The 25,177-nt window shown below is 42.8% G+C and carries 24 protein-coding genes; 8 read left to right on the top strand and 16 right to left on the bottom strand.

Annotated elements, in window-relative coordinates; genetic code table 11:
- Window position 1 precedes the first annotated feature (1 nt).
- The 7 genes from CK503_RS10620 to CK503_RS10590 are packed head-to-tail and all read right to left on the bottom strand — an operon-like array spanning window position 2 to window position 6,771.
- Entirely contained in the window at window positions 2-1,084 is a 1,083-nt protein-coding gene (locus CK503_RS10620; protein ID WP_095606793.1) for a M20 family metallo-hydrolase, read from the bottom strand.
- Window positions 1,081-1,857 (bottom strand): acetylglutamate kinase, encoded by a 777-nt coding sequence (gene argB, locus CK503_RS10615; RefSeq protein WP_095606792.1) that lies wholly within the window; start codon window positions 1,855-1,857, stop codon window positions 1,081-1,083. The genes CK503_RS10620 and argB overlap by 4 nt, the downstream gene beginning before the upstream one ends.
- Window positions 1,857-2,792, bottom strand: coding sequence for a Rossmann-fold NAD(P)-binding domain-containing protein (locus CK503_RS10610; RefSeq protein WP_095606791.1), 936 nt, complete (start codon window positions 2,790-2,792; stop codon window positions 1,857-1,859). The genes argB and CK503_RS10610 overlap by 1 nt, the downstream gene beginning before the upstream one ends.
- A 5-nt stretch (window positions 2,793-2,797) precedes the next feature.
- Complete coding sequence (locus CK503_RS10605; protein WP_095606790.1) at window positions 2,798-3,928, bottom strand: aspartate aminotransferase family protein; 1,131 nt, start codon at window positions 3,926-3,928, stop codon at window positions 2,798-2,800.
- Between the two features lies 1 nt (window position 3,929).
- The gene (gene argC / locus CK503_RS10600; RefSeq protein WP_095606789.1) at window positions 3,930-4,907 is read right to left on the bottom strand and encodes an N-acetyl-gamma-glutamyl-phosphate reductase; all 978 of its coding nucleotides are present in this window, start codon (window positions 4,905-4,907) and stop codon (window positions 3,930-3,932) included.
- Window positions 4,900-6,096, bottom strand: coding sequence for an argininosuccinate synthase (argG, locus tag CK503_RS10595; RefSeq protein ID WP_095606788.1), 1,197 nt, complete (start codon window positions 6,094-6,096; stop codon window positions 4,900-4,902). The genes argC and argG overlap by 8 nt, the downstream gene beginning before the upstream one ends.
- A gap of 6 nt (window positions 6,097-6,102) precedes the next feature.
- Complete coding sequence (locus CK503_RS10590) at window positions 6,103-6,771, bottom strand: GNAT family N-acetyltransferase (protein WP_095606787.1); 669 nt, start codon at window positions 6,769-6,771, stop codon at window positions 6,103-6,105.
- A gap of 359 nt (window positions 6,772-7,130) precedes the next feature.
- On the opposite strand from CK503_RS10590, the gene CK503_RS10585 reads away from it, so the two are divergent.
- On the top strand, window positions 7,131-9,059 hold the full coding sequence (locus tag CK503_RS10585) for a RecQ family ATP-dependent DNA helicase (RefSeq protein WP_095606786.1): 1,929 nt from the start codon (window positions 7,131-7,133) through the stop codon (window positions 9,057-9,059).
- Window position 9,060: 1 nt separating this feature from the next.
- Here the strand turns inward: CK503_RS10585 and CK503_RS10580 are convergent, their stop codons facing one another.
- From CK503_RS10580 to CK503_RS16280, 4 genes are all read right to left on the bottom strand, one after another.
- Entirely contained in the window at window positions 9,061-9,414 is a 354-nt protein-coding gene (locus CK503_RS10580; protein WP_095606785.1) for a DUF4296 domain-containing protein, read from the bottom strand.
- A complete protein-coding gene (locus CK503_RS10575; RefSeq protein WP_095606784.1) occupies window positions 9,415-10,134 on the bottom strand; it encodes an SDR family oxidoreductase in 720 nt (239 codons plus the stop codon).
- A gap of 63 nt (window positions 10,135-10,197) precedes the next feature.
- A complete protein-coding gene (udk, locus tag CK503_RS10570) occupies window positions 10,198-10,854 on the bottom strand; it encodes a uridine kinase (protein ID WP_255233388.1) in 657 nt (218 codons plus the stop codon).
- An 18-nt stretch (window positions 10,855-10,872) separates the two neighbouring features.
- Window positions 10,873-12,069, bottom strand: a complete 1,197-nt coding sequence (locus CK503_RS16280) for an N-acetylmuramoyl-L-alanine amidase family protein (RefSeq protein WP_217988402.1) — start codon at window positions 12,067-12,069, stop codon at window positions 10,873-10,875.
- Between the two features lie 252 nt (window positions 12,070-12,321).
- Here CK503_RS16280 and CK503_RS10560 point away from each other — a divergent pair, with 252 nt between their 5' ends.
- From CK503_RS10560 to CK503_RS10545, 4 genes are all read left to right on the top strand, one after another.
- On the top strand, window positions 12,322-15,264 hold the full coding sequence (locus CK503_RS10560) for a coiled-coil domain-containing protein (RefSeq protein ID WP_095606782.1): 2,943 nt from the start codon (window positions 12,322-12,324) through the stop codon (window positions 15,262-15,264).
- Window positions 15,265-15,271: 7 nt separating this feature from the next.
- Window positions 15,272-16,294, top strand: coding sequence for a mechanosensitive ion channel family protein (locus tag CK503_RS10555; RefSeq protein WP_095606781.1), 1,023 nt, complete (start codon window positions 15,272-15,274; stop codon window positions 16,292-16,294).
- Between the two features lie 26 nt (window positions 16,295-16,320).
- Window positions 16,321-17,958, top strand: coding sequence for a DUF8614 domain-containing protein (locus tag CK503_RS10550; RefSeq protein ID WP_095606780.1), 1,638 nt, complete (start codon window positions 16,321-16,323; stop codon window positions 17,956-17,958).
- Window positions 17,959-18,109: 151 nt separating this feature from the next.
- Complete coding sequence (locus CK503_RS10545) at window positions 18,110-18,487, top strand: ankyrin repeat domain-containing protein (protein ID WP_095606779.1); 378 nt, start codon at window positions 18,110-18,112, stop codon at window positions 18,485-18,487.
- Window positions 18,488-18,599: 112 nt separating this feature from the next.
- Here the strand turns inward: CK503_RS10545 and CK503_RS10540 are convergent, their stop codons facing one another.
- The 5 genes from CK503_RS10540 to CK503_RS10525 all read right to left on the bottom strand — a co-directional run bounded on the left by CK503_RS10540 (window position 18,600) and on the right by CK503_RS10525 (window position 22,631).
- Window positions 18,600-19,328: an SAM-dependent methyltransferase gene (locus CK503_RS10540; protein WP_095606778.1), complete on the bottom strand. Its 729-nt coding sequence runs from the start codon at window positions 19,326-19,328 to the stop codon at window positions 18,600-18,602.
- Between the two features lie 6 nt (window positions 19,329-19,334).
- The gene (locus tag CK503_RS10535; protein WP_141239920.1) at window positions 19,335-19,817 is read right to left on the bottom strand and encodes a hypothetical protein; all 483 of its coding nucleotides are present in this window, start codon (window positions 19,815-19,817) and stop codon (window positions 19,335-19,337) included.
- 19 nt (window positions 19,818-19,836) lie between these two features.
- Window positions 19,837-20,001 (bottom strand): hypothetical protein, encoded by a 165-nt coding sequence (locus CK503_RS16145; protein WP_176466289.1) that lies wholly within the window; start codon window positions 19,999-20,001, stop codon window positions 19,837-19,839.
- A gap of 44 nt (window positions 20,002-20,045) precedes the next feature.
- Window positions 20,046-21,245, bottom strand: coding sequence for a serine hydrolase (locus CK503_RS10530; protein ID WP_095606776.1), 1,200 nt, complete (start codon window positions 21,243-21,245; stop codon window positions 20,046-20,048).
- 132 nt (window positions 21,246-21,377) lie between these two features.
- Complete coding sequence (locus CK503_RS10525; RefSeq protein WP_095606775.1) at window positions 21,378-22,631, bottom strand: DUF819 family protein; 1,254 nt, start codon at window positions 22,629-22,631, stop codon at window positions 21,378-21,380.
- Window positions 22,632-22,762: 131 nt separating this feature from the next.
- On the opposite strand from CK503_RS10525, the gene CK503_RS10520 reads away from it, so the two are divergent.
- The 3 genes from CK503_RS10520 (at window position 22,763) to CK503_RS10510 (ending at window position 25,175) form a co-directional block, all read left to right on the top strand.
- Window positions 22,763-23,434 carry a dihydrodipicolinate reductase C-terminal domain-containing protein gene (locus tag CK503_RS10520; protein WP_095606774.1) on the top strand — a complete coding sequence of 224 codons (672 nt, stop codon included), beginning with the start codon at window positions 22,763-22,765 and terminating at the stop codon, window positions 23,432-23,434.
- A 2-nt stretch (window positions 23,435-23,436) separates the two neighbouring features.
- Entirely contained in the window at window positions 23,437-24,321 is an 885-nt protein-coding gene (gene dapA, locus CK503_RS10515; protein ID WP_095606773.1) for a 4-hydroxy-tetrahydrodipicolinate synthase, read from the top strand.
- Between the two features lie 107 nt (window positions 24,322-24,428).
- Window positions 24,429-25,175: a 2,3,4,5-tetrahydropyridine-2,6-dicarboxylate N-succinyltransferase gene (locus CK503_RS10510; protein ID WP_095606941.1), complete on the top strand. Its 747-nt coding sequence runs from the start codon at window positions 24,429-24,431 to the stop codon at window positions 25,173-25,175.
- The last annotated feature ends 2 nt before the right edge of the window (window positions 25,176-25,177 follow it).

Below are 25,177 nucleotides of genomic sequence, written 5' to 3'. Positions count from 1 at the left end.
ATTATTTGTTATCTGTTGATTGGTTATTTGTAATCGCTGAATCCAGTAGTTGGATATAGATCTCAATTCCCTTTTCAATTTCATCGAGTCGGATAAATTCATCAGCCGTATGAGAACGAGCTGAATTACCCGGACCGATCTTAAGGGATGGTACCGATAACAAGGCTTGATCAGAGAGTGTGGGGGACCCGTATTGTTCCAGTCCCAGTGCTGTACCGGATTCTACTATCGGATGATCCAGCGGAATAGATGAAGAATTAAGTCGCGTAGATCGAGGATGAATGGAGGAATAAACATGTTTGCGGATGAGTTTTAGAATATCCTGATTGGTATAAATATCAGTACTTCGCACATCTACGGTATAGCCACAAGTATCAGGAACCATGTTGTGTTTTTCGCCCGCTTTTATTTTGGAGACCGTCATTTTTACTGGTCCCAACGTCTGTGACTCTTCAGGGAATTCATAATTACGAAACCACTCAATATCTTTCATTGCTTTGAAAATTGCGTTTTCTCCTTCGTTGTGTGCAACGTGTCCACTAACACCCTTGGCGGTACAATCGAGCACCATCAACCCTTTTTCGGCCACAGCCATATGCATCTGTGTAGGTTCTCCAATAATGGCACAGTCGATCTTGGGTATTTTGTTGAGAATTGAAACAAGACCGCCATCCCCGGAAATTTCTTCTTCGGCTGATGCGGCAAAGATGAGGTTATAAGTTAGATCTTTCTGCTCATAAAAATGTATAAATGTTGCAATCAGTGAAGTCAGCGGTCCACCGGCATCGTTTGATCCTAATCCAAAAAGTTTCCCATCTTCAATAACTGGGGTGAACGGATCTCGGCTATATCCGGAATTCGGTTTTACCGTATCATGATGTGAATTCAGAAGAATTGTAGGCTTGTTTGTATCAAAATATTTATTGGTTGCCCATATATTATTTTTGTGACGCTCTATGGGGATGTTTTGATCCTCAAAAAAATCTTGAAGAATTTGCGCTGACTTATTCTCTTTCTCGGAAAAGGAGGGGGTAGCGATTAATTTTTTCAAAAGTTCTGTGCTGTTTTCGACTAATTGATTCATAGCGATAATTTTGTCCCGATATCTTTTAGCAAGTTGTTGGCGTGTTTGATCTGTACGCGCTGAACATATTTATTTAGCGCTTCAAAAGCCGTATCCAGCTTGGGAATCATTCCTTCGTGGATGACTTTTTTCTGTTTTAAGTTCTCAAAAGCATCATATTCCAGGGTTTTAATCAAGGTTTTCTCATCATCTTCATCGTGCAGCACACCGTTTTTTTCAAAGCAATAGGTGAGCTCTACCTCATATTTGTCAGAGAGCGCCACGGAAAGAGTGGAGGCAATGGTATCGGCATTGGTATTTAAGAGCTGTCCCTTGGTGTCGTGTGTGATAGCCGAAATTGCCGGTATTACTTGTTCATCCAGCAGTCGAGTTATGAAGTGCGTGTTGATCGAATCGGCATGAATATCTCCGACGAAGCCGTAATCGATTTCGGTACCGGTTCTTTTTTCGGCGGGAATGATATTAAGATCCGCACCCGAAAGTCCCAATGCATTGCAAGACTGTCCTTGTAGCCTGGCAACGATCTTTTTATTGATGAGTCCAGCATAAACCATCACTGCTACATCGAGCGCTGGTTCGTCGGTAATGCGTCGGCCGTTGATCATTTGTATAGGAATATCCAGCTTTTGGCAGAGATCAGAAGCCGAACTTCCGCCTCCGTGTACCAATATTTTGGGTGAGTTAAGCTGGATAAAGGTTGAAAGAAATTTGTCCAGCTTCTTTTCGTCGTTGACGATATTACCACCAATTTTTACAACATGTAGTGTTTCCATTATAGAGCCTCCACAATATTTTGAAGCACGGCTTGTGCAGCGTGTTCACGGTTTTTGGCCTGCTGATAGACTAAGGAATTATCAATAACTTCGTCGGATGCTACTACATTTCTACGGATTGGCAGGCAATGCATAAATTTACCTTGGTTTGACAGATTCATTTTTTTGGCAGTGATGACCCAGTTTTGTGCGACTTCCGGCGTTTGTCCGTAGTTCGAGTAGCTGGACCAGTTTTTAGCGTAGATGAAATCCGCATTCTTTAAAGCTTTTTTCTGGTTATTCGAGATCGGAATTCCATCCGTAAATTCTTTGCTGAGTTCGTAGCCTTTAGGATGCGTAAGCGTGATTTCGGCATCGGTTTCGACAATCCACTCGAGAAAAGAATTAGCCACGGCTTGTGGCAGTTTTTTAGGGTGCGGCACCCAGCTTAATACAACTTTGGGTTTCTGGATTTTCGATTCGGCAATAGTTGTCAGATCTGCGAGCGATTGCAACGGATGGCGTATGGCCGATTCTAAACTGATGATCGGTACCGAGGAGTATTCCAGAAATTTACTGAGCACTTCTTCCTCATAATCTTTATGTCGATTTTGTAGATTTGCAAACGTTCGTACACCCATTAAGTCACAATAGCCACTGATAATTTGAACCGCATCCTTGATATGTTCTTGGGTAGAGCCGTCCATGACGGTACCGTTTTCAAATTCGATATTCCAGGTATCAGCGTCGATATTCATCATGGTCACGTCCATTCCGATATTTTGAGCCGCTTTCTGGGTGCTCATCCGCGTTCGCAGACTGGGATTGAAGAAAATGAGCGCCAGAGATTTGTTTTCGCCCACCTTGGGATAGCTGGTATTTTGTTTTATATCCAGAACTTGTTGCACCAGTTTGTTAGGGTTGGCGACTTCGTTGACAGATGTGAAATTATTCATTGTGATTACTGGGTTAAAATATTTTTCATTGCATTAATAAATTGGTCGACTTCTTTTGAATGAATGGTCAGCGGTGGAAGTAACCGGAGTACATTAGGATCTGAAGCAACGCCGGTAAGAATCTGTTCTTCTTTAATAAGTTGTTGACGTATCTTTTTGATGGGATATGAAAATTCAATCCCGATCATGAGTCCACGGCCGCGTACTTCTTTGACTTCTGGTAGTTTTGATAAACCCTCCATTAATTGTTGACCGATATTTGCGGCATTTTGTATTAACTGTTCGTTTTCCAGAACTTCGAGCACCGCTGTGGCGGCCGCGCACGCCAGGTGATTGCCGCCGAAAGTGGAGCCGAGTTGTCCATGCTTGGCCTTAAAGTCGGGACTCAAAATCGTGCCGGCGACAGGGAATCCGTTACCCATTCCTTTAGCTACAGTGATAATATCGGGTTTTATGTCTGCATGCTGATGGGCAAAGAAGTTGCCTGTGCGCCCAAAGCCAGACTGAATTTCGTCGCAGATAAACACTGCGTTGTGTTCCTGGCAAAGTTCAGCTGTGTTTTTTAAAAAATCATTATCTGGAATGTGAATGCCCCCGATTCCTTGAATAGCTTCAATAATTACCGCACAGACATCCCCATTGGAGAGTTCTTTTTCCAAGCTTCTAATATCGTTGAGTTCGAGAAAAACAACTTCGTTGCTTTCGTTGATGGGTGCGGTGTATTTCTCTTTATCTGTCACACTCAAAGAGGTAGTTGTTCGGCCGTGGAAGGCTTTATTAAAAGAGACAACTTTGGATTTTCCGGTATGAAAAGAAGCCATTTTAAGGGCGTTTTCCACGGCCTCGGCGCCGGAATTGCAGAGAAATAGTTGGTAATCCTCATAACCCGATAGTTCACCTAATTTGGAGGCCAGTTTTTGTTGCAAGGAGTTTTGAACCGAGTTGGAATAAAATCCAATCTCGTTTAATTGTTTACTGACCCTATTCACGTAGTGGGGGTGAGAATGCCCAATAGAGATTACCGCGTGTCCACCATAAAAGTCGAGATATTTTTTACCGTTATTACAGAACACATAATTCCCTTTAGCTTTTACAGGTTCCAGATCTAAAAGAGGATATACGTCGAAGATTTCCATGTTAAAAGTAAGTTGCTTTGAGTTGCAGTCCGTCTGATTCATCAAGTCCGAACATCAGGTTCATATTTTGTAGTGCCTGTCCCGAAGCACCTTTCAGCAGATTGTCGATGATGCTGGTTATCAAGAGTTTCCCGTCTTTTTTATGCAGATACAGCAGACATTTATTGGTGTTTGCGACCTGTTTTAGATGGAGGGACTGATCGCTGAGCTGTACAAAAGGGGTATCTGCATAAAATTTTTCAAAAAGTGATTGTGCTTTTTCCAGTGAAAGTCCGCTTTGCGTATATGCGGATATAAAGATACCCCTGCTGAAATTTCCACGGACGGGAATGAAATTGAGTTTTGATTTAAAAGAGGGCGAAAGCTGTTTTAGGCTCTGTTCAACTTCTCCAATGTGTTGATGACTTAGTGCCTTATAAATTGATACATTATTACTGCGCCAGCTAAAATGGGTTGTTTCGCTTAGGGAACTGCCTGCTCCTGTTGCACCGGTGATTCCGTGAATATGGATGTCATTTTCCAATTTGGATGCATAAGCCAGCGGCAGCAGGGCCAGTTGAATGGCGGTAGCAAAACAGCCGGGATTGGCGATGTTCTCAGCACTGGCGATCATATCCTTTTGTAGTTCGGGCAGGCCATAAACAAATTTTCGGGCGTTGAGTATGTTGCTGTCGGAGAGTCTGAAGTCACGACTCAGATCAATGATTTTAGTACGTCCTGATAGAGTATACGCTTGTAAAACTTCCGTAGAATTCCCGTGGCCCGTACAGAGAAAAAGTACATCGACCTCGGGATTTATTTCTGAGCTGAAAGTTAGATTGGTATCTCCCAGAAGATCTTGGTGGACCGAGGTAACCGGCTTTCCGGCGCGGCTGGTACTGAATATAAAATCAATTTCTGTTTCGGGATGATGCAGCAGCAAACGGATAAGTTCACCGGCAGTATATCCCGATCCGCCTACAATTCCTGCGTTAATCATAGCTATTCACCGATTGATGGATATTAATTTGATTGGAGAGAATTTTAGCAAACCCCTTGACGTCCTGACCGCTCCAGACTTTATTCATTTCTCCGTAATCACCGAACTTGGCATTCATCAGGTCATTGGCCGACGTAATGCCTTCGATTACAAAGCGATAGGGATGCAGTTGTAACTTTACTTTTCCGGTTACATTCGACTGTGTATCAGATAGAAAACCTTCGATATTGCGCATCACCGGATCGAGATACTGTCCCTCGTGCAGCATCATACCGTACCAGTCCGCAAGCTGGTCTTTCCAGTGAATCTGCCATTTGGTGAGTACGTGTTTTTCAAGATGCTTATGAGCTTTAATAAGAATCATCGGGGCGGCAGCCTCGAATCCCACACGTCCTTTGATACCGATAATCGTATCACCTACGTGGATATCACGTCCGATGGCATATTTTGATGCCAGTTTATGAAGCGTTTGGATGAGTTCGACGGGGGCAAACTTTTTCCCATCCAGTGCCACCGGTTCGCCTTGTTTAAATTTAATTTCCAGGGATTCAGGCCCTTGTTTTTCAAGTTGACTGGGCCACGCTTCTTCGGGTAGGGGCTGGTCGGAAGTCAGCGTTTCTGCGCCGCCCACGCTCGTGCCCCAGAGTCCTTTATTAGTCGAATACTTCGATTCAGCCCATTCGAAGTCAAAACCATTCTTTTGAAGAAAATCGACTTCCTCCTGACGCGAAAGCTGCTGGTCGCGGATAGGGGTGATAATTTCGAGATCGGGCGCAATGACATTGAACACCAAATCGAAACGCACTTGGTCATTTCCTGCTCCTGTGCTACCATGAGCGATTGCATCGGCGCCGATTTCCTGCGCATATTTGGCAATGGCTACCGCCTGGAAAACTCGCTCGGAACTTACCGAAAGAGGATAAGTGTCGTTTTTGAGCACGTTTCCGAAGATCAAAAATTTGATGACCTTCTGGTAAAAGTCCTCAGTTTGTTCCAACGTTTGATGGGTATCGGTCCCTAAATTATAGGCATGATCCTCTGTTTTGGATAAGTCCTCCTCAGAAAATCCGCCGGTGTTCACTAAAACGGTATGAATTTCTGCATCATAGGTTTGCTTGAGATACGGCACGCAGTACGAGGTATCGAGTCCCCCGCTGTATGCTAGCACAATTTTTTTCTTAGAGCTCATTGGAATTTAATTTTTAAAATTGAAAATGGATTTCGTTTTACGTTCGATATTAATTTTGTGTAGCCGTACGAAGCGCTTAAAGGTTTCCCAGCGTTTGGCTTTCTGATTGGAGTCATCATGCCCTTTTGGCTGATCTTCTTCCTGCTCCGGGTCGTAGAGCATTCCGGTGCAGAGACAATCTTTGCGGTCTTCACTGCTCAGAATATCATAATTGGGACAGCTCTGACATCCTTGCCAAAACTCTTCGTCCTGCGTCAATTCCGAAAAAGTGACCGGATTGTAACCCATGTCAGAATTAATTTTCATTACGGCCATGCTGGTGGTGATACCGAAAATTTTGGCGTCAGGATATTTGTCACGAGAGAGGTGAAAAATGCGTTCTTTGATCTTTCGGCCGAGTCCAAGCTTGCGGTAGTGGGGATGGACAATGAGTCCCGAATTGGCAATATATTTGTCGTGATCCCAGTTTTCGATATAGCAGAATCCGGCCAGCTGATCATTCTGTTGATCAACAGCGATAACAGCTTTGCCCTCGTTTATCTTATCTTGGATATATTCGGGAGCACGTTTTGCAATGCCTGTACCGCGTTTTTTGGCGGCTTTTTCCATGAGGTTGCAAATTTCCTCGGCAAAAGAAAGATGCTCTGTATTGGCTACAGTAATTGTAATATTCATCGTACGGCAATGGTTGAAATCGATCAGCGATAAAGGTATCCGCTGAAAGAAAATCTAACTAAAAAGTGAGGGGTCTTATGGAGTGGTACAATAGCGTGTACCCTCCAAGGAGAGTTATTGTTGAGCCCGGAGGGCCCGACGCCGTACGCGAAAGCGGAACGTAGAAATGCCTGCAACAGTTTTGCTGTCGCTAAAAGTATTGATATGTGTTCCGTTTGCTTTCATGAAGCTTCAAAATAGAAGTTCTTACTAAAAAGACAAACAAAAATTTATTTTTGCAATTCAGTTGAACTGCTGGGGATTTATCTGGACTTTAAGAGGTTCTAAAGTAAAACGTGATTGGTATTAATTTCCATCTAATGAACGAAGATCTCTTTCAAAACGCACAAGAATCCCTGGAAGAGTACTGGGGGTTCCCATCTTTTCGTCCGGGGCAGGATAAAGTCATTCAAGCAGTGCTCAATGGGAAGGATACGATGGTGCTTTTTCCTACAGGCGGAGGTAAATCACTCTGCTACCAAGTACCGGCCACGGTATTGGATGGATTGGCGATCGTTATTTCTCCGTTGGTGGCCCTGATGCAGGACCAAGTTGAGCAACTCAATGATCGGGGAATTTCGGCTACGTTTGTGAACAGCACGATTTCATCATGGGAGATTGAGCAGCGGTTTGCCAATGCCCGAAACGGAATGTACGACCTGCTTTACTGTTCCCCAGAGCGACTTAAGACTACGCTTTGGGAGGCCGAAATGCCGAAACTGGATATCGATCTTATTGCTATTGATGAGGCCCACTGTATTTCGGAGTGGGGGCACGATTTTAGACCGAGTTACCGAGAAATTCGTCCTTCTTTGGAAGATATCGCTGATGAAGTGACCTGGATTGCATTGACGGCAACAGCAACACCTGAAGTTCGGGATGATATCAAAAAAAGCTTGGAACTGAGGGACCCCGTTATTGTTTCCAAAGGTTTTGATCGCCCCAATCTCAAGTGGTGGGTTATTGAGACAGTCAAAAAGGATCAGAAGCTTTTTCAGGCTGTTAAAAAGGCTGCTCCCAAAGGATCTGGGCTCATTTATGGGGGGACCCGCCGCAATTGTGAAGAGCTATCCCAAAAAATTGAACAGAAGCTGGGAGTAAAAACAAAGGCTTATCACGCGGGAATTGACTCAGCAGAACGGCAACAAATTCAACAGGAGTGGATTAATGGTGCCACGCCGCTGGTAGTAGCGACTAATGCGTTTGGAATGGGAATTGACAAGCCCGACTGCCGTTATGTGATCCATTACGAGATGCCGTATTCCCTGGAGTCGTACTATCAGGAGGCGGGGAGAGCCGGTCGCGACGGAGAAAAAAGTTTTCCGATATTGTTGTTTAAAAAGGCTGATGCCATTATTGCTGAGAAAAGAATAAAGGATTCCTACCCCGGTAGAGATGAGCTACAGAAGGTTTATGATGTGCTGTGTGATCACCTGAATTTGGCGGTGGGATCTGAAATGGAAGAGCGGGAAGAGGTGTCAATCCAGGCGCTTGAAAAACGTGCAGGATTATCCGGTCGAAAAGTACGTACGGCTTTAGATGTGCTTGGTCAGTTGGGAATTCTTGAACTTGTTGATTATATCACTCCACAGGTGGGGATACATTTTATTGTGAGCCAGGATTATGTGCACGATCAGATTAACGGCTTGGAAAATCAGCAGAAAGCGGAGTTTTTGGATGTGCTCTTTCGTCAGTTTGGAGGGGAGGCCTTTGGGAAAATGAAGTACCTGGAATTTGATTACATCCAGAGAAAACTGGGTGTTTCGGCTAATGCCGTAAAAAAGGGATTGCAGGTTCTTCAGGATAGGGACCATATGTTGAAATATGAATCCATCGGAGAATTGCCTCTAATCAAGTTGATCGAAGAACGACATCCGAATCTGTCGTTAAGTACAGAAAAGCTGGAAAAACATCGTGATAACTTATTGCAAAAGTTGGAATATATGAAGGGTTATATTTCAACTGAAAACTGTCGTGAGGTTTATATCCGTCATTATTTTGGGGAAGAAAATGTTGAAGCTTGCGGACACTGTGATAACTGTTTGGGTACCAGTGAGGTTGCAGTATCGATTAAGAAGGAAGAGATACATCAGATTAAAAATGTACTCAAAGAAGGTTCGCAGTCATTTCCGGAAATAGCAGCCCAGACTGGTTGGAATAAAGCTCGTACCAAGCGTTTGTTAAGTTATCTCCTTCGAGAACAGATGCTGATTACCAAGGGCGATAAATACGCTTGGAAAGATTCATAGATCAGTTGGTTGTTGTATCCTGTTTGGTAGTGTCTGACACCTGATCCATTTTCAATCGCTCAATCGCCTTTTCGATGCGGCTTAGCTGTTTTTCGGGAAACTGTTGGTAGTAGTTGTGGCTCTGAACAAATACGGAATCGGTTGTTTCATACTTTTGAAAAATTTCATCAGTGAGTGAATCTACCGTAAGACTATCCAGCGAATTTGTTTCTCCGTATGATCGTACGAGCTGTAGCTCCACCATCAAGTCGATATATTTGTCTTCTTTGATGAGCTGGTCTGGTTTCGAGGGATTTTCCGAACAGCTCGATGTGGAAAGCAAAAGCAGAAAAATGAGAAGAGAAAGCCACTTCATCTATTGATCTTCCGGTGCTTTGGGATTTAAGGGTCGCATGGTAATATCATTGATCAGGAAGTTGTCAGGGGTCTCAAGTACATTTACCAAGACCTGGGCTACTTCATCAGGTTGCATCATGTTATCATGGGTATCGATGTCTTTATCCCCAAAAAAGTTGGTAGCAATAGAGCCCGGATAAAAGCAGGTAACTTTGATACCGTCGTACCGAACTTCCTTAAACAGGCCTTCACTAAATCCTCGCACCCCAAACTTAGAAGCATTGTACCCGGTCATTTTAGGATTTCCAACTTTACCGGCAATAGATACAATGTTGATTATATGACAAACGGATTCTTTTTCTTTCATCAGGGGTACAATCTGCCGCGTCATGTAAAACGTTCCGGATAAATTCGTTTGTACCATGGCTTCCCATTCATCCAAAGAAAGCTCATCAACGTCGGCAAAACGGCCGAACCCGGCATTATTAATTAAAATATCAGGTTGATGATCTGTCGAGAACGTTGCATTGATCCATTCCTCAATGGCATCATGGTCGGTTATATCCATGGTGACAGGATGGAAATTTTCACCGAGCTCCTGCTGTACCTTTTGGAGTTTGTCCGTGCTGCGAGCTAAGCCGAAAACGGTAGCTCCTTTCTTTATAAGAGCCTGACTAAAATCGATTCCAATTCCACTGCTGGCCCCAGTTACAATGGCCGTTTTAGTATTAATATCCATAATTATGTAAGATTAATCTTTTTAACAAAAGTTCTTGAAATCACTTGCTGTAGTACAACAAAATTATTCTGAGACTGATTCGTTTTTTTGCTCTGCCACTTCAGAATTATTAAGCCGATCTTGGATAAGAGCATTTACCATATCGAGCGCCACTTTATTTTCGCCGCCGTGCGGGATGATAATATCGGCATAGCGCTTTGTGGGTTCTACAAATTCAAGATGCATAGGCCGAACATATTTTTGGTACTGTGACAATACCTGCTCAAGCTCCCGATCACGTTCTACAATATCCCGCTGAATACGTCGCAGTAGTCGAATGTCATCATCGGTATCCACATAGAGTTTGATGTTCATAAGGTCACGAAGCTCTTTTTCCGTAAAGACCAGAATCCCGTCAACTAAGATAACCTGTTTGGGTTCGGCCAGGCGTGTTTCTTCTTTGCGGATATGGTTGGTAAAATCATAAATAGGAATTTCAACCTGGTATCCTTCTTTAAGGGCTTTAATATGACGAATCATAAGCTCGGTTTCGAGTGAAGAAGGATGGTCAAAATTTTGCTGGGTACGTTTTTCAAATGACAAGTGTTTGAGATCACGGTAATAGGAATCGTGTTGGATCAGAAGAATTTTTTCCTCACCAATAGCAGAAATAATTTGCTGTACTACGGTTGTTTTTCCGGATCCGCTACCGCCTGCCACACCAATTATCAGAGGGTCCAATATGAGAGTATTTGAAAATTATGGATTTCCGTTACCTTCCTTAAAATTTCTAATAGCCCGAAAAATAGCTGAGGCAATATAGGTTTGTCCACGATCGGAAGTTAAATAGCGTGCTTCACTGGGGTTGCTGATAAAACCTGTTTCAATAAGTACAGCTGGCATGGAAGCGTGGTACAATACTACAAAACGTCCCTGTTTTACTCCCCGGGAGTGACGCTGGGCCCGTTCGTCAAACTGATATTCCATCATGCCTGCAATTTGTTCGCTGGCGGCTATGTAGCTGCTATTTGCTAATTCGTACACTAATAATTCTTCTTGGCTCAGTTCACGTTGTTCAGTATCGTTATTGGCGCGTACGACCTTGTTTTCACGTTTCATTACTTCCAAAGCAGATTCGCTGCGCTCCAGTCCTAAAAAATATAGTTCGGTACCATATGGTTGATGTGATGTGTGAGAGTTGCAGTGTATCGATATAAATAGATCGCCCTCAGCTTCATTGGCAATGCTGCCGCGTTCTTCGAGTTCGATAAACTTGTCAGTTTCGCGGGTGTAGACCACTTTAACATTGGGCATATACTCGTTGATATAGTCTCCTACTTTTTTTGAAATGTCGAGTACGATATCTTTTTCTTTGACATTCCTATGGCCGATGGAACCAGGATCATGACCTCCGTGACCGGGATCGATCACGACTACATCAAACTTCATTTTATTTCTCGTCTGGTCGTAGTCGGTATTTTCAGCGGTGTTCCCATCGTCGCCGTTTCCTTCCAGTAGATTTTTTTCCGTGATGGTAAAACTCGACCATATAATCGGTTCAGTATCTTTGGTAAGGTACTCTAACTCAGTTTTATCTAATTCTGTAAGTCCAAGTAAAAGGTCATCGCTGTTCCCGTCGTGGTAGGCTTTACCATCGTAGAATTTATCCTCAGTAATATAGATGTCAATACCAATGCCAGACGGGATATCGTAAAAGCTAATTTCATCAAAAGCAGAAGAAATATTGGGTAGCTGAATATCAGCGGTGTCAATATTGTCTTGGTAAAGCGTCATCTGTATCAGATCCACATCAGGCTGATATACTTGAAAAGAGTCAACAGGCTGATTTAGATGGAATCGAATAACTTGCCCCTTACCATCACTGCGCTCGGCTGTGGTAACCATCTGCAGTGAATTATTTTGTGCCTGAAGAGGTTGGGAAATACCGCAACTCAAAAAAAGACAGGTTGCCAAAAGTGACCAAAAGTGTCCGCATTTTGAAGGGAAGTGCAAGTATTTTAAAATGGGATTGATCACCTTACATTTCATTGTAATGCTGAAGAATATTTTGGTCGAAATTAACTAATATTTGCCCCAGAAGAAAAGGGATTATTGTCATGATTCCCAGTAAGTAACGGTAAGTATTAGTTTGTATTTCATCATATTTTAATCACTTTGTGGGAAATGTAATTAATAAAGGTATTTCCATTGAATCGTCAAGAATTTAGGAAAAAGCTACAGAAGTGCATTACAGAAGATCTGGAGGCCATTCTTACCGAGCATATTGAAGCACATTTTGATCGGTTGGAACAGTTGTTGAGATATTTTTCTGCGGTAGAACGAAAGTATGATACCGAAGATATCATAAAGCTGGGATTTCCGGGGATCTTGAAAAATATTGAGGATACCCTGTCCAAAAAGGAACGTGAGAGTATTTTGGGAATATACTTATCCGCCGTCGATCGGATTGGTGAAAAATTTCCTGATGATGAAGTTTGGAAGCAAGAGGAAGAACGGTTTGTAGTACAGCATAAAGATCCTATCTGGATAGCAATCGCCAAACGAAGTAAAAGCACCGCCCGAGATATTGCAAAGTTTGGATATAAGACTACTCAAGCCTTCAAGAGTATTTTTGGAGCTGACAGAAAAGTATATCCCGGATGGGAACAAAAGATTCCTTTACGTCAAGCGGTACGCTATTATTTATTGGATGATAAATCTGTATTGGAATGGGGACATCACCTTCAGCGTGTTCAGTTAAACTTAATTACAGATATTGAGGATCTGCTGGTTAGGGAAGAGGATGAGCAGAAAGAGTTGGATTTAACTGTTTTTGTATCAGATCAAAAGAAGAAGCTTGAGGAGAAAAAGGCTGATCTGCTGGACAATGTAGAAGAAACACTCAGCAGCAAGCAGTCCCAAATAGCTGAAGATATTGAAAAAGTGGGGACGCTGGAATGGCGAGCGGATTTTTTTGATGAAAAGCGATTACAGACGACGGAAGAAAAATTAGAGAATCAATTTCGTACGTATCAGGAACAGTGGCAATTTGTGCAACGGCTCTTTTTTGAACGGACAAAGGACGTTGTTCAATTTTTGAAGCTACAATCAGAAATTGGAGAGGAGATTGCAAAATTTAATAGGGCTTTTGAAGATACCTTCCGTAAATCTCTAAAAGCACCGCTTCAGGAATTTTCAACAGATATTAAGGAGGCAACTGAAAAGGTTGGTCGGGGTGCTACACTGGGTGAGTTGCAGACCTTGCATGAAACGTTTGAAACCTTTGTAGATGAGCGACTGATACAGCCCATACAGAAACTGCTGGATAAACGGATTTTAGCCCAAAAAACAGACCATCTGTTCGAAGATTTACTGCTAAAGGTGGGGCAATCTCCACAGGAAGCCCAACTGGTTTTCGATGCCGAGCTGGATGAAAATCCGCCGTCGGTAAATCAACAAGAAGTGGAATGGCGACAACTGGTTATCCGGGCTCTTAGAGAATTATTTATGAATCCACTGCAGCCGGCCAATCAGCAGTACGAAGAGTTTTTATCTCAAAACCTGGAAGAGATTATTGAAGTTAAAAATATTATAGCAGTTAATTTTGATTCGGCACTGAAAGCTCGCGATGAAGATGTGACTGAGAAAGAAGATCCCACGAAAGTGGTAGGAGAAGCGCTCAAGCGTATTTTGAAAAAGGTTCAGGAGCTAAATGACCGAGCTGATGAAAAGTGGCAACAGATTGATAACTCTATTAGTGAAGGAAGGGAGAAATTCTTCTCTTCATTGTTGGCACTGTTACACGAGGGAGATTCTAAGCAGCTACAGCTGTTAAATGCCAAATATAGGATGAAGGAAAAAAAGAAGGATTGGCAAACAGTGTTAGACTCGCGGTGGGCAAGAGTTGCGGATTGGCTAATGTTATGGAGTCGATTTGTATGGAAAAAGTTGAAAACGTATGGCACCGACCTTAAAGTGTTTTTGGGATTCAAGGAGAAAAAAATCCAGGAGTCGAAAAGGATAGATATAGCCACGTATCTTTCAGAGACGGATCAAAAAATGAACGAGCTGCCCTATATTTATCGGCGCTTGTTTGATTTTCAGTCGCTGGCCGATAAACGATTTTTTGAGCCTGCACAAGAATCGACTGTAACGTTTAAAAGAGCGTATGAGCAGTGGCAGAATAAGCTTCCCACTAATTTTGCAGTGGTTGGAGAGAAGGGGAGTGGAAAATCATCATTTCTCAGTTTGATAGTCGAATCTGAGCTTGAAGAAAAGGAGGTGGAAACAGTTGAGTTTACAAGAACGATTTGGGAAGAAGATCAGCTTGTAAGTAAAATAGCAACGGAATTTGAGGTTGAATCTCCACAAAGTATCGAAGAGCTGGTAACAGCTATTAATGGATCTGATCAGCGCAGAGTAGTGGTCTTGGAATCAATACAAAATTGTTTTGTTCGTAATATTAATGGTTTCAAAGCTATCGAAAAGTTGTCGTATCTTATTTCTGAGACGCGAAATAATATTTTTTGGATGGTCAGTTGCTCTCGCTACGCCTGGTCATTTTTGGATAAGGTGTTACAGATCAGCGAGTACTTTTCTCATATCAGTAAAAGTGATTCGCTGGATGCAGAGCAGGTTAAACAAGTCATTCTAAACAGGCATCAGGCCAGTGGGTATTCACTTTACTTTGAGCCGGATGGTCAAACACAGCAATCACGCACTTATCGCAAGTTAAAAGATCAGGAAGAGGAGGCTCAGGAGTATCTTAAAAAAGAATATTTCGAAAAGCTTACAAAGTTGGCTGAAGGAAATGTCTCTATCGCTATGATATTCTGGATACGATCGATTCGGGATTTTGATGAAATCTATTTTTATATACGACCGCTTGAGATAACATCTGTAGAGATGATCGAGGATTTAAAACCACCGGTACTGTTTGCTTTGGCAGCTTTTGTATTGCACGATACGTTATCAGACGAAGAGCTGGCTATGGTGATGAATATAACACGTGAAGAAAGCAGACTGCTGTTAAATCGGTTGCGATCTCGCGGTATATTGATCGAAAAAAATGAATCATTCACCATCAATCATTTAATGTACCGGCAGATAGTTCGGGTGCTTAAAGAGCGTAATATAATTCATTTGGGGTAATAGCAGAATGTATAGACTTATCAAGATACTATTCCTGACGGGGTTTATAATTTTAGGATGTCATAACCTCGGCTTCACCGCGGTACAAGATACCGTAAAACAGCAGTCCGATACTACTATTATAATTAAACCGGTGCAGATTGATACCATACAGTTGGATACCGCAAAAATTGATACTGCACAGGCCGATACGAGCTCAAATTTAGAGCAAGTTGCACAAGATGCTGATAAAGCTCTCTCGGAGATTGAAAATCTTATTTCAGTAGGTGTAATACTGGCTATTATTATCGCTTTGATATTTACCTATTTTCTGAATCGATTTGTGGTAGTAGTCTTAGAAAATTTGTCAGAACAGTTTACGCGCTATCGGCTGGGAATAAAGCGCATGGTTCCAGTTGTACGACTGGTAATATGGACGTTTGCGATATATATCATTATCGCCGCTATTATCGATCCACCCCTAAGTACTATTATTACCGTATTGGCATCAGTGGGTATAGCCGTAGGATTTGCAGCACAAGATATCCTGAAAAATATTTTTGGCGGTTTTATCATTATTATGGATCGCCCTTTTCAGGTGGGAGACAAGATACAGGTAGCCGAACATTATGGTGAAGTGATTGCCATTGGATTACGGTCCAGTCGTATCGTCACTCCCGATGATTCGATAGTAACGATCCCCAACAGTGAGCTGATGAACAAGGCAGTATCAAACGCGAATTCCAGTGCCTTGGACTGCCAAGTAGTAGCCGAAATATTTCTACCAATGAATGTGGATATAGATGCGGTTAAACGTATTGCCTATCGCGCAGCAGTTTCATCACGTTATGTATATCTACAAAAGCCTATAGCTATTATTGCTTTGAATGAAGTACACGAGGAAAATTTTGTGCTCAAACTTCGGGTAAAAGCATATGTTCTTGATATCAGGTACGAATTCCCCTTTAAAAGTGATATGACAGAATTGATTTTGAGTGAACTTAAACAACGCGATATACTTCCCAAACAGAGGTATATTGATAAGTCCTAAACCCTATAATCTAAAATATTGATAATATGAAATCTATTTTAACTTCAGCCATAACTATTCTGGCAATTGCCTTTTTCTTGGCAGGTTGTCAAAGTATGGAAAGCGATAAAAAAATGTTGATTGATGACCGCTTGGATCAGTATACCGAATTTACATTAACGGCGGACGTTTCATCCCTTAGTGATAATCAAAAAGAGATTATAAAGCTGCTTATTGATGCCGGTAAGGCAATGGACAAGGTGTTCTGGGAAGAGGCTTATGGCAACAAGGAAACCCTTTTAAACAATATTTCTGAGAAAGAGCAACAGTTTGCCCATATAAATTACGGTCCCTGGGATCGACTGAATGGCAATGAGCCTTTTATTAATGATGTGGGTCCCAAACCGGAAGGCGCTAATTTTTATCCGCCGGATATGACAAAGGAGGAGTTTGAGAATTGGGATTCTGAAACCAAAGATGATCTTTATACGCTGGTACGCCGGACGCAAAATGGAGAGTTAACAACAATCCCATATCATGAGGCTTTTGCCGAGCAGCATCAACTGGCTGCAGATAAGTTGAAGGAAGCAGCTAAGCTGACCGAGGATGAGGGGCTGAAGAAGTACCTCAATCTCCGTGCTGAAGCGCTGCTTACTGATGAGTACCAGGAAAGTGATATGGCTTGGCTGGATATGAAAGACAATACGATCGAAGTGGTTATTGGTCCCATAGAAAATTATGAAGATCAATTATTTGGATATAAAGCGGCTCACGAAACTTTTGTATTAATTAAGGATAAGGAGTGGAGCAACCGCTTATCGAAATATGCTGAAGTCCTGCCCGAGCTTCAGAAAGGATTGCCTGTTGCTGAAGAATACAAGCAGGAGAAACCGGGACGTGACTCTGATCTCAATGCTTACGATGCCGTTTATTATGCGGGGGATGCCAATGCCGGTTCCAAAACCATAGCAATTAATTTACCTAATGATGAGGAGGTCCAACTGGAGAAGGGAACCCGTCGTCTGCAGCTGAAAAACGCAATGCGGGCAAAATATGATAAGATTCTGTTGCCTATTTCCGACGTGCTTATTGCGGAGGATCAGCGTCAATATCTGACCTTCGATGCGTTCTTTGGCAATACGATGTTCCATGAAGTGGCTCACGGACTTGGTATCAAGAATACGATTAATGACAAGGGTACCGTTCGTGAGGCGCTTAAAGAACATGCTTCGGCTTTGGAGGAAGGCAAGGCCGATGTATTGGGACTATATATGGTTTCGGAACTGCGCGAGGATGGTATGGTCGATGAGGGGACCATTGAAAATAACTATGTAACCTTTATGGCCAGCATTTTTCGTTCTATCCGGTTTGGATCATCCAGTGCCCACGGCAAGGCCAATCTTATTCGATTCAATTACTTTAAGGAAAAAGGTGCTTTCAGTTATGATGAAGATTCTCAGACCTATCGCGTGAATTTTGACAAAATTGCTGAGGCAACCGATGCTCTTTCCAACAAAATTCTCACCCTTCAGGGAGATGGCGACTATGAAGGTGTTGCAGCATTTGTAGAGGAATACGGCACTATCGGTGATCAGCTGCAGCAGTCGCTGGATCGATTATCGGAGCAATCTATCCCCGTTGATGTCACCTTCAATCAAGGCGTAGATGTACTCGGGTTGGAATAAGGTTTTTTCGAATGTAATGATCTAAGGGGATGCAGAAATGTGTCCCCTTTTTTTATTTAGGGAAACCTTTTTTAAGGGTTGACTATGGTCTTCCAAACGTTTAAAATGATTTTAGTGACCCACCTTTAATCCTAAATAAGGAGGTTTGAATATGGAAGAAAATGCCTTTCTTGAAGCAGCTGAGAATGGAGACTTAGAGAACGTAAAAAAGCATTTAGAGAATAGTGCTGATGTAAATACCAGTGACGAGCACGATCGGACAGCATTAATGAAAGCAGCCAAACATGGACATTTGGATGTTGTTCAATACCTACTTGATCACGGTGCCGAAGTGAATACCCGTGATAATCGCGGGACAAGTGCTTTATACTGGGCATCCAGTAACGGCTTTGATGCAATAGTACAACTGTTAATTCAACACCAAAGTGATGTTAGTGTGATGGATGATCGTGGTTGGTCAGCCAAAGATCAGGCTACCTCTCATAATTATGAGGGCATTGTTAACATGTTGGAAGAAGCGGGAGCGTAATACCTTAATTATCATTTAGTTTTTAAAGCCTGTTCTGTAACAGAGCAGGCTTTTTTATTATGCATACCTATTTTGTAAATCAGTGCTGAGTCAAGAAGTATTGCGGGAAATTTTAGGAAGCGTACAGCAGGAAGATCGTTGGCTCTTTATGAATGGAGTCAAGGGAATCTTTTCGCCAGTCTGATATTTTTTGGGAAACAATTCGTTCATCGGGCAGCGTTAAATTAGTAGCCGTACAAAAACGAGTAGTTGGTTCGCAATACCGGATTACATCTTTAACCACATTGTCGTTACGATGAGGGGCTTCCATAAAAATCTGCGTGCCACCCGATGATTTTGATTGCTTCTCTAACTGTTGAATAGCAGCCTGACGCTTATTTTTATCAATAGGCAGGTAACCGTTAAAGGTGAATTGTTGTCCGTTAAAACCGGATCCCATCAGCGCCAGTAAAATAGAAGAGGGGCCCACCAGCGGATGTACGCTGATCTGCTGGTCGTGTGCCATTTTAATGAGTTCCGACCCGGGATCTGCTACAGCGGGGCATCCGGCTTCGGAAAGTAATCCTGCGTCTTTTCCCTTTTTTAGGGGATCTAAGAAGGAAGTAATTTCGTGGATGGGAGTCTTTTTATTAAGCAAAAGAAATTCAATTTCATACTCGGGAACGCTATCCCCAACCCATTGAAGATATCGTGCCGCCGTTTGCACATTTTCCACAATAAGCACTTCCATCCGCCGAATAACGTTCAGTACATAATCGGGGATGGTATTGTTTTCGGGAGTTTTGCCTAAAGTGTTAGGAATCAGAAAAAGAGTGCCTTTGTTGGAATCTGATGTAGTCATGCCAAATTAATCTACTCGTTCAATGACGAATTCCTCTTCCGGTTCGTTTATTTTTTTGTTCGCAAAACGATGAGCCGCCAGTCCAATAATAAATGTGATTAATAACGCAACGCCAGCCATAAGAGCGTTTGTCCATATAAGACTTTTTTGTGTTTCAAAAGTAGGCATTAATACAATTTCCTGCATGTCACCGGGCTGGTAGCGTATGGGAATGACCCGGATATCCTGGAGGTCGCCGGCCATCTCTACAGGCAGCGACAGTTTGCGTTCAATTTCCTGGTTATCACCCGGAGTAAATCGCAAGACAATATAGCCATTGGTCTGAGCGGCAATCTGCTTAAGCTCAAACTCCACAACTTCAGCGGTATAGCTCTCACCATTTTCATAGGTATCGATAATGCCATAGTAAACCAATCCCTGGTGGAGCGTAAGAAAAAGAAAGGCAGCAGGTAAAAGCCAAAAAAGATACAAGTACTTGTACTTATTCATTGTCTAAGAGTGCAAAAATTTAGTAGAAAAGTGCATAGTAAATCACATAAAACCAGCTAAAAAGTCCGTGGATAATCGCCCATAAAATGGATTTGTTGACCGACCACGAGATAGTTACTGCAAGAACGGTGCCCAGTGTTATTCCGCCACGAACGGTCTCATTAACTTTGTTTGACTCTGCCATAATAACTCCATGTTAGTTTAAAATTGACTCTCAGTAATTTAATATTATTTACTGATTTCCTGAAGGGTGGTTTCCCGCAATGCAGGATCCCACATCAGGCGTTGCTGGTAATCCTGATGCATTAGGTTACTACTCATGTGAAACCAAAAGGCAACTTGCAGCGAGTCAAAAAATACTGCCTGTCCAAATGGTTCTTCAGAATAAACAGAAGCGCCGTAATCAATACCGTTAAGCAGGCCCAGTCTGTTATCATATAGAGCCCCGTAGTACTTAAAATCATTGTTTAATCCCTGTTGTTGATAAGGCCAATCCATGATTCCCTTGACCCTTTCCGAAATAGAGGCGGAAATAAGCTCATTCTGCTCAAGCTGAATCATGAGGTCTGTTAATTCTTGTCCCGTAGATTTTGGAAAAAGGCTCAAACTATTTCGTCGTTCTCTAAAGCCGATACCTAATCCTTGGTCTTCTTCAAAACGTTCCGTGACCCGATCATGGAATTCATTATCTGTTCTAAAACGTTTAGCATTATCTAAAACCTTTGCCCTAAATTCGTTTTTGGATAAAGCTGAAAGATTTTCATAGTGAGTAGTAAACTCACGATCGTTTAAGTTGGGATGCAGGGTTATATACAATCCTGAAAAAGGAAGTGGCAGATCCGTAGATTTTAGTTCAAGCAGATCGAATGTTTTGTCAATTGCTTGTTGACCTAATTTGAAATACAGGAAATCCGATATTGCCAGATCATTATAAATGATAGCAATCTGCAAAAGTTCATCCAGCGATACTTGGCCATCCTTGTTAACAGCTCCCTGATTTTTAAGAGCAGTTTTAGCATCATCATGGTGGGAGGCATCAATATAGGGGAGCTGAAAGCGATCTGTTTTTTCGAGATGAATTAATTCATCGGGATCTATTTGTCCGTTTTCAACCATTCGGGAATAGGTTGTGATGAGGAAAAAATTAGAGAGCGTTCCCATGGTACGCGGCGTTTCTGCACGGTAAGTGATGGTCGTGTCAGGGTTGGTTACGGAGCGGGATACAATGGTGGTATGCTGGGGATTTGATCCAATATATTGGGTAAGCCCTTTAAGGGAAGTAGCCTTGGAAACCCATTCCTGTCCCTCTTGTAGGTCGCCGCTATTATTATAAAGTGTTTTTAAGGCATCAAGGTTGAACCCAAAGACAATAAAGAAGATAAGAATCAGGGTGCCTAAAAAAACGCCAATAAATTTCAGAATGCGCATGCAGGTATGTTGAAAAAGCTATTAAAAAATGACCTGCAAATATAGGAATTCTGCGTCTTTTAATCAGTAAACTATTTGGCAAAGGTGAGACGTGAAAAGGTAAACGTTTGACGTCTCACTTTTGCCTTTTAGTTAGCTCACAAACTGCATCATGATAGCACAGATGTAGGCCGCATACGTGCCCACCGCATATCCCAGAACGGCCAGAAGAACCCCAACGGGAGCCAGAGCCGGATGAAAAGCCGAAGCCACAATAGGTGCTGATGCAGCTCCACCGACATTAGCTTGGCTGCCCACGGCAATAAAGAAGAACGGTGCGTTAATAATTTTAGCGACAATAAACAGAATAATAACGTGGATAATAATCCAGAGCAGCCCGATGAGGAAGAATCCGGGACTTTCAAAGATAGCCATTACGTTCATTTTCATTCCTATGGTAGCTACCAGGATATAAAGGAACAAGCTTCCAAATTTAGAAGCACCTGCCCCTTCAAGCTTTCGAGCACGGGTAAAAGAAAGGGCTAATCCACCGGTTGTAGCAATGACAATAATCCAGAAAAATTCAGAATCCAAGCTCAAATTGCTGAGCTGGGGAAAGTTTTCACCGATCCAGGGAGCAATAGCATCGGCGCCCAGATGACCGATAGCTGTGATCACAAAGCCCACAGCAACGATTGTGGTAATATCAGCGAGGGTGGGGATTTTGGCCACATTGGCGCGATAATCTTCGATCTTTTTTCTGAGTTCTGTAATAGGTGAAGCATCTGCTTTAAACCAGGCGTCAATTTTTTCAGAAATACCTGCTCCATACAGCAGAAAGGCCAGCCAGATATTTGCAACAATAATATCAACCGTTACCATGGCTGAAAACAGGTCAGCACTGGGATCAAAAACCTCGAACATGGCCGTCTGGTTTGCACCGCCGCCAATCCAGCTACCGGCGATAGTTGATAATCCCCGCCATAAGGCTTCGGGTCCGGCTCCTGCCGTCATTTCGGGAGCAAAATAGCTTACGGTAATGAGAGCCAGCGGCCCCCCAATCATAATACCGACTGTTCCCGCTAAAAACATGATGATCGCTTTGGGTCCTAAGCCGATAATTCCCTTAAAGTCGATACTGAGAGTAAGGAGTACTAAACTTGCAGGCAAAAGATACCGTGATGCTACAAAGTAAAGGTTTGATTCTTCTCCCGATATTAACCCGAGTGAGTTAAAAATAGATGGAATAAAGTAGCAGAGGAGCAGCGAGGGCACAAAGGTATAGAATTTTTGCCACTTTGGGTTGTCGCTGTTCGAGGTGACAAATATGAATGCCAGAATTAGTAGTAGGATTCCTAAAACGACTGCATCATTGGTAAAAACAGGAGCTGCAAATAAGGTATACATATTTGATATTATTTTGAATTGTTAAGGCTGAATCTACATTATATTTGGGTAATTGCGCAAATGGATGAAAATAGACACTGAAAAGGTTATACTTATCACTCACTTTGCGTTCAACATCAAAAGAAAAGAGTATGAAATTTGCGGTTATAGGTACCGGCAAAACCGGTGGCAAGGTTGTTGAAATATTAAAAGAGGGTCAAATTGTTGGTCCCTTCGATTCCTCAAATAAACCAACGGTTGAAAAGCTTAAAGAGGCTGATGCTGCGATTTTGTTCGTGCCGGGAGGTGCTGTAGATGAGCTTATAGCTCCGCTTATGGAGTCTGGAATTCCCGCTGCATGGGGAACGACCGGTTATGACTGGCCGGAAGATTTAGATCGACAATTGAAGCAAAAAAATCTTAAATGGTTGCAAGCTTCGAACTTTAGTTTGGGGATGAATATTGTGCGCCGATGTTTGAATATTATTGGACAAAGTTCTTCAGTTTTGGATGATCCGGAATTCCATATTCATGAGATCCATCATAAACATAAACAGGACGCGCCCAGCGGTACAGCAATTTCGTGGGAAGAATGGCTGGGTAAAGAAGCTGAGATCACCTCAGAGCGCAAAGGTGATATTAAAGGAATTCATCAGCTGGAAGTAAAAACGGATGCGGAGTCAATCCATTTAAAACACCAGGCGCACGATCGTAAAATATTTGCTCAAGGTGCAATTTGGGCAGCAGAGCAACTTGTTCATGATAATGTAGAATCTGGATTCCACGATCTTTCAACTATCTTTGATAACGTAATGCAACAATAATTATGAGTATTACAGATACACCACTTTATACGGCATTGGTAACCCCTATGAACGAAAATGGGGATATACATCTTGATGATTTAGCTTCACTTATCCACAAGCAGGATGAAGCCGGTAATGGCGTGCTTGTTTTGGGCAGTACGGGCGAAGGACTGGCACTGCCCCTTGAAGATAAAAAGCAGGTGGTTAAGACGGCTTCGAGCTTAAATGTAGACGTGCCTATCATGGTTGGAGTAGGGGGATTTAATCTCCGGAACCAGATTGAATGGATTGAGTATTGCCATCAATTTGATGTGGATTCATTTCTGCTGGTGACCCCACTCTACGCCAAGCCCGGCCCTAAAGGACAGGTACAATGGTTTAAATCGCTGTTGGATACAGCCGACAAGGAGTGCATGCTCTATAACGTACCTTCGCGTACGGGTAGCAAAATGAGTCCGTTGGTGCTTAAAGAGTTGGCTGATCATTCCAATTTTGTAGCAGTCAAAGAAGCAAGCGGGAGCATTGAAGATTATCAGAATTATCGCAAGACAGCTAAGGATATAGTATTTTACAGCGGTGATGACGGACTATTACCATTCTTTTCGATGGCTGGGTGCAACGGACTTGTATCGGTGGCTTCGAACGTGTGGCCTAAAGCGACACATCAATATGTAGATTGGTGTTTGGATGGACGCGGTCCGGAATTGCTCCCGCTTTGGCAGGAATGTACGGATGCTCTGTTCAGTGGACCAAATCCTGTTCCGGCAAAAGTATTGTTGAATGAAAAAGGTTGGATTGAAAATACTAAGCTGCATCCACCGCTGACCGAAGATGATGTGGAGGATATTAGCATCCTCAAAAATGCTGATAATATGATCCAACGCTGGTACAAAGAAAATAGTTAATTTGGTGAACTAAATAAGTTCCCGGCACTACCAATGTATTGGGAACTCGAAAGAACTGTAGGAAGCATTAATTTTAAAATAAATTATTTCAAAAACTGATGAGTGATATTAAGTGGGAAGAAATTTTAGATAAACTGGAAACCGGAGAAGTGCGTGCGGCCGAACCCAAAGGGGATCGGTGGGAGGCAAACCGTGAAGTTAAGGAGGCAATATTGGCTTCTTTCTCAGCCGGTGAAAATACCGAATATTCGGGCATTTATGATGGATTTGTAGATAAGCACAATTTACCGCCTCGCAGGTTTTCGGCGGATGAAAATGTTCGCTTGGTACCGGGTGGATCGTCTGTTCGCCGCGGAGCCTATGTAGCGGAGAATGTTATCATTATGCCTCCGGCTTACGTAAACGTCGGTGGGTATGTGGATGAAGGTTCGATGATCGACAGCCATGCCTTGGTTGGTTCTTGCGCACAGGTTGGCAAAAATGTCCATCTGTCGGCAGGGGTACAACTTGGTGGCGTACTTGAGCCGGTGGGATTGTCTCCGGTTGTAATTGAGGACGACTGTTTTATTGGAGCAGGCTCAGTGATTGTGGAAGGGATCCTCGTCAAAAAAGGAGCGGTAATTGCTCCCGGGGTAACGCTTTCAAAGTCGATTCCCGTCTATGATTGCGTTAATGAAGAAGTGCTGGGCAAAGGTGCTGACATTCCCGAGCGAGCTGTTGTTGTTCCGGGCACGCGTCCCATGAGCGGTGACTGGGCCCAAGAGCAGGGATTGAATGTCGCTTGTCCGCTGATCGTGAAATACCGCGATGCAGATAGCGATGCTTCGCTTGAACTTGAGGATGCACTTCGTTAATT

Origin of the sequence: Fodinibius salipaludis, assembly GCF_002287075.1 — a bacterium.
In the GTDB taxonomy this organism is placed as follows: Bacteria; Bacteroidota; Rhodothermia; order Balneolales; family Balneolaceae; genus Fodinibius; species Fodinibius salipaludis.
The sequence above is the reverse complement of the archived record's forward strand: the minus strand, read 5'-3'. Positions and strand labels throughout refer to the sequence as shown.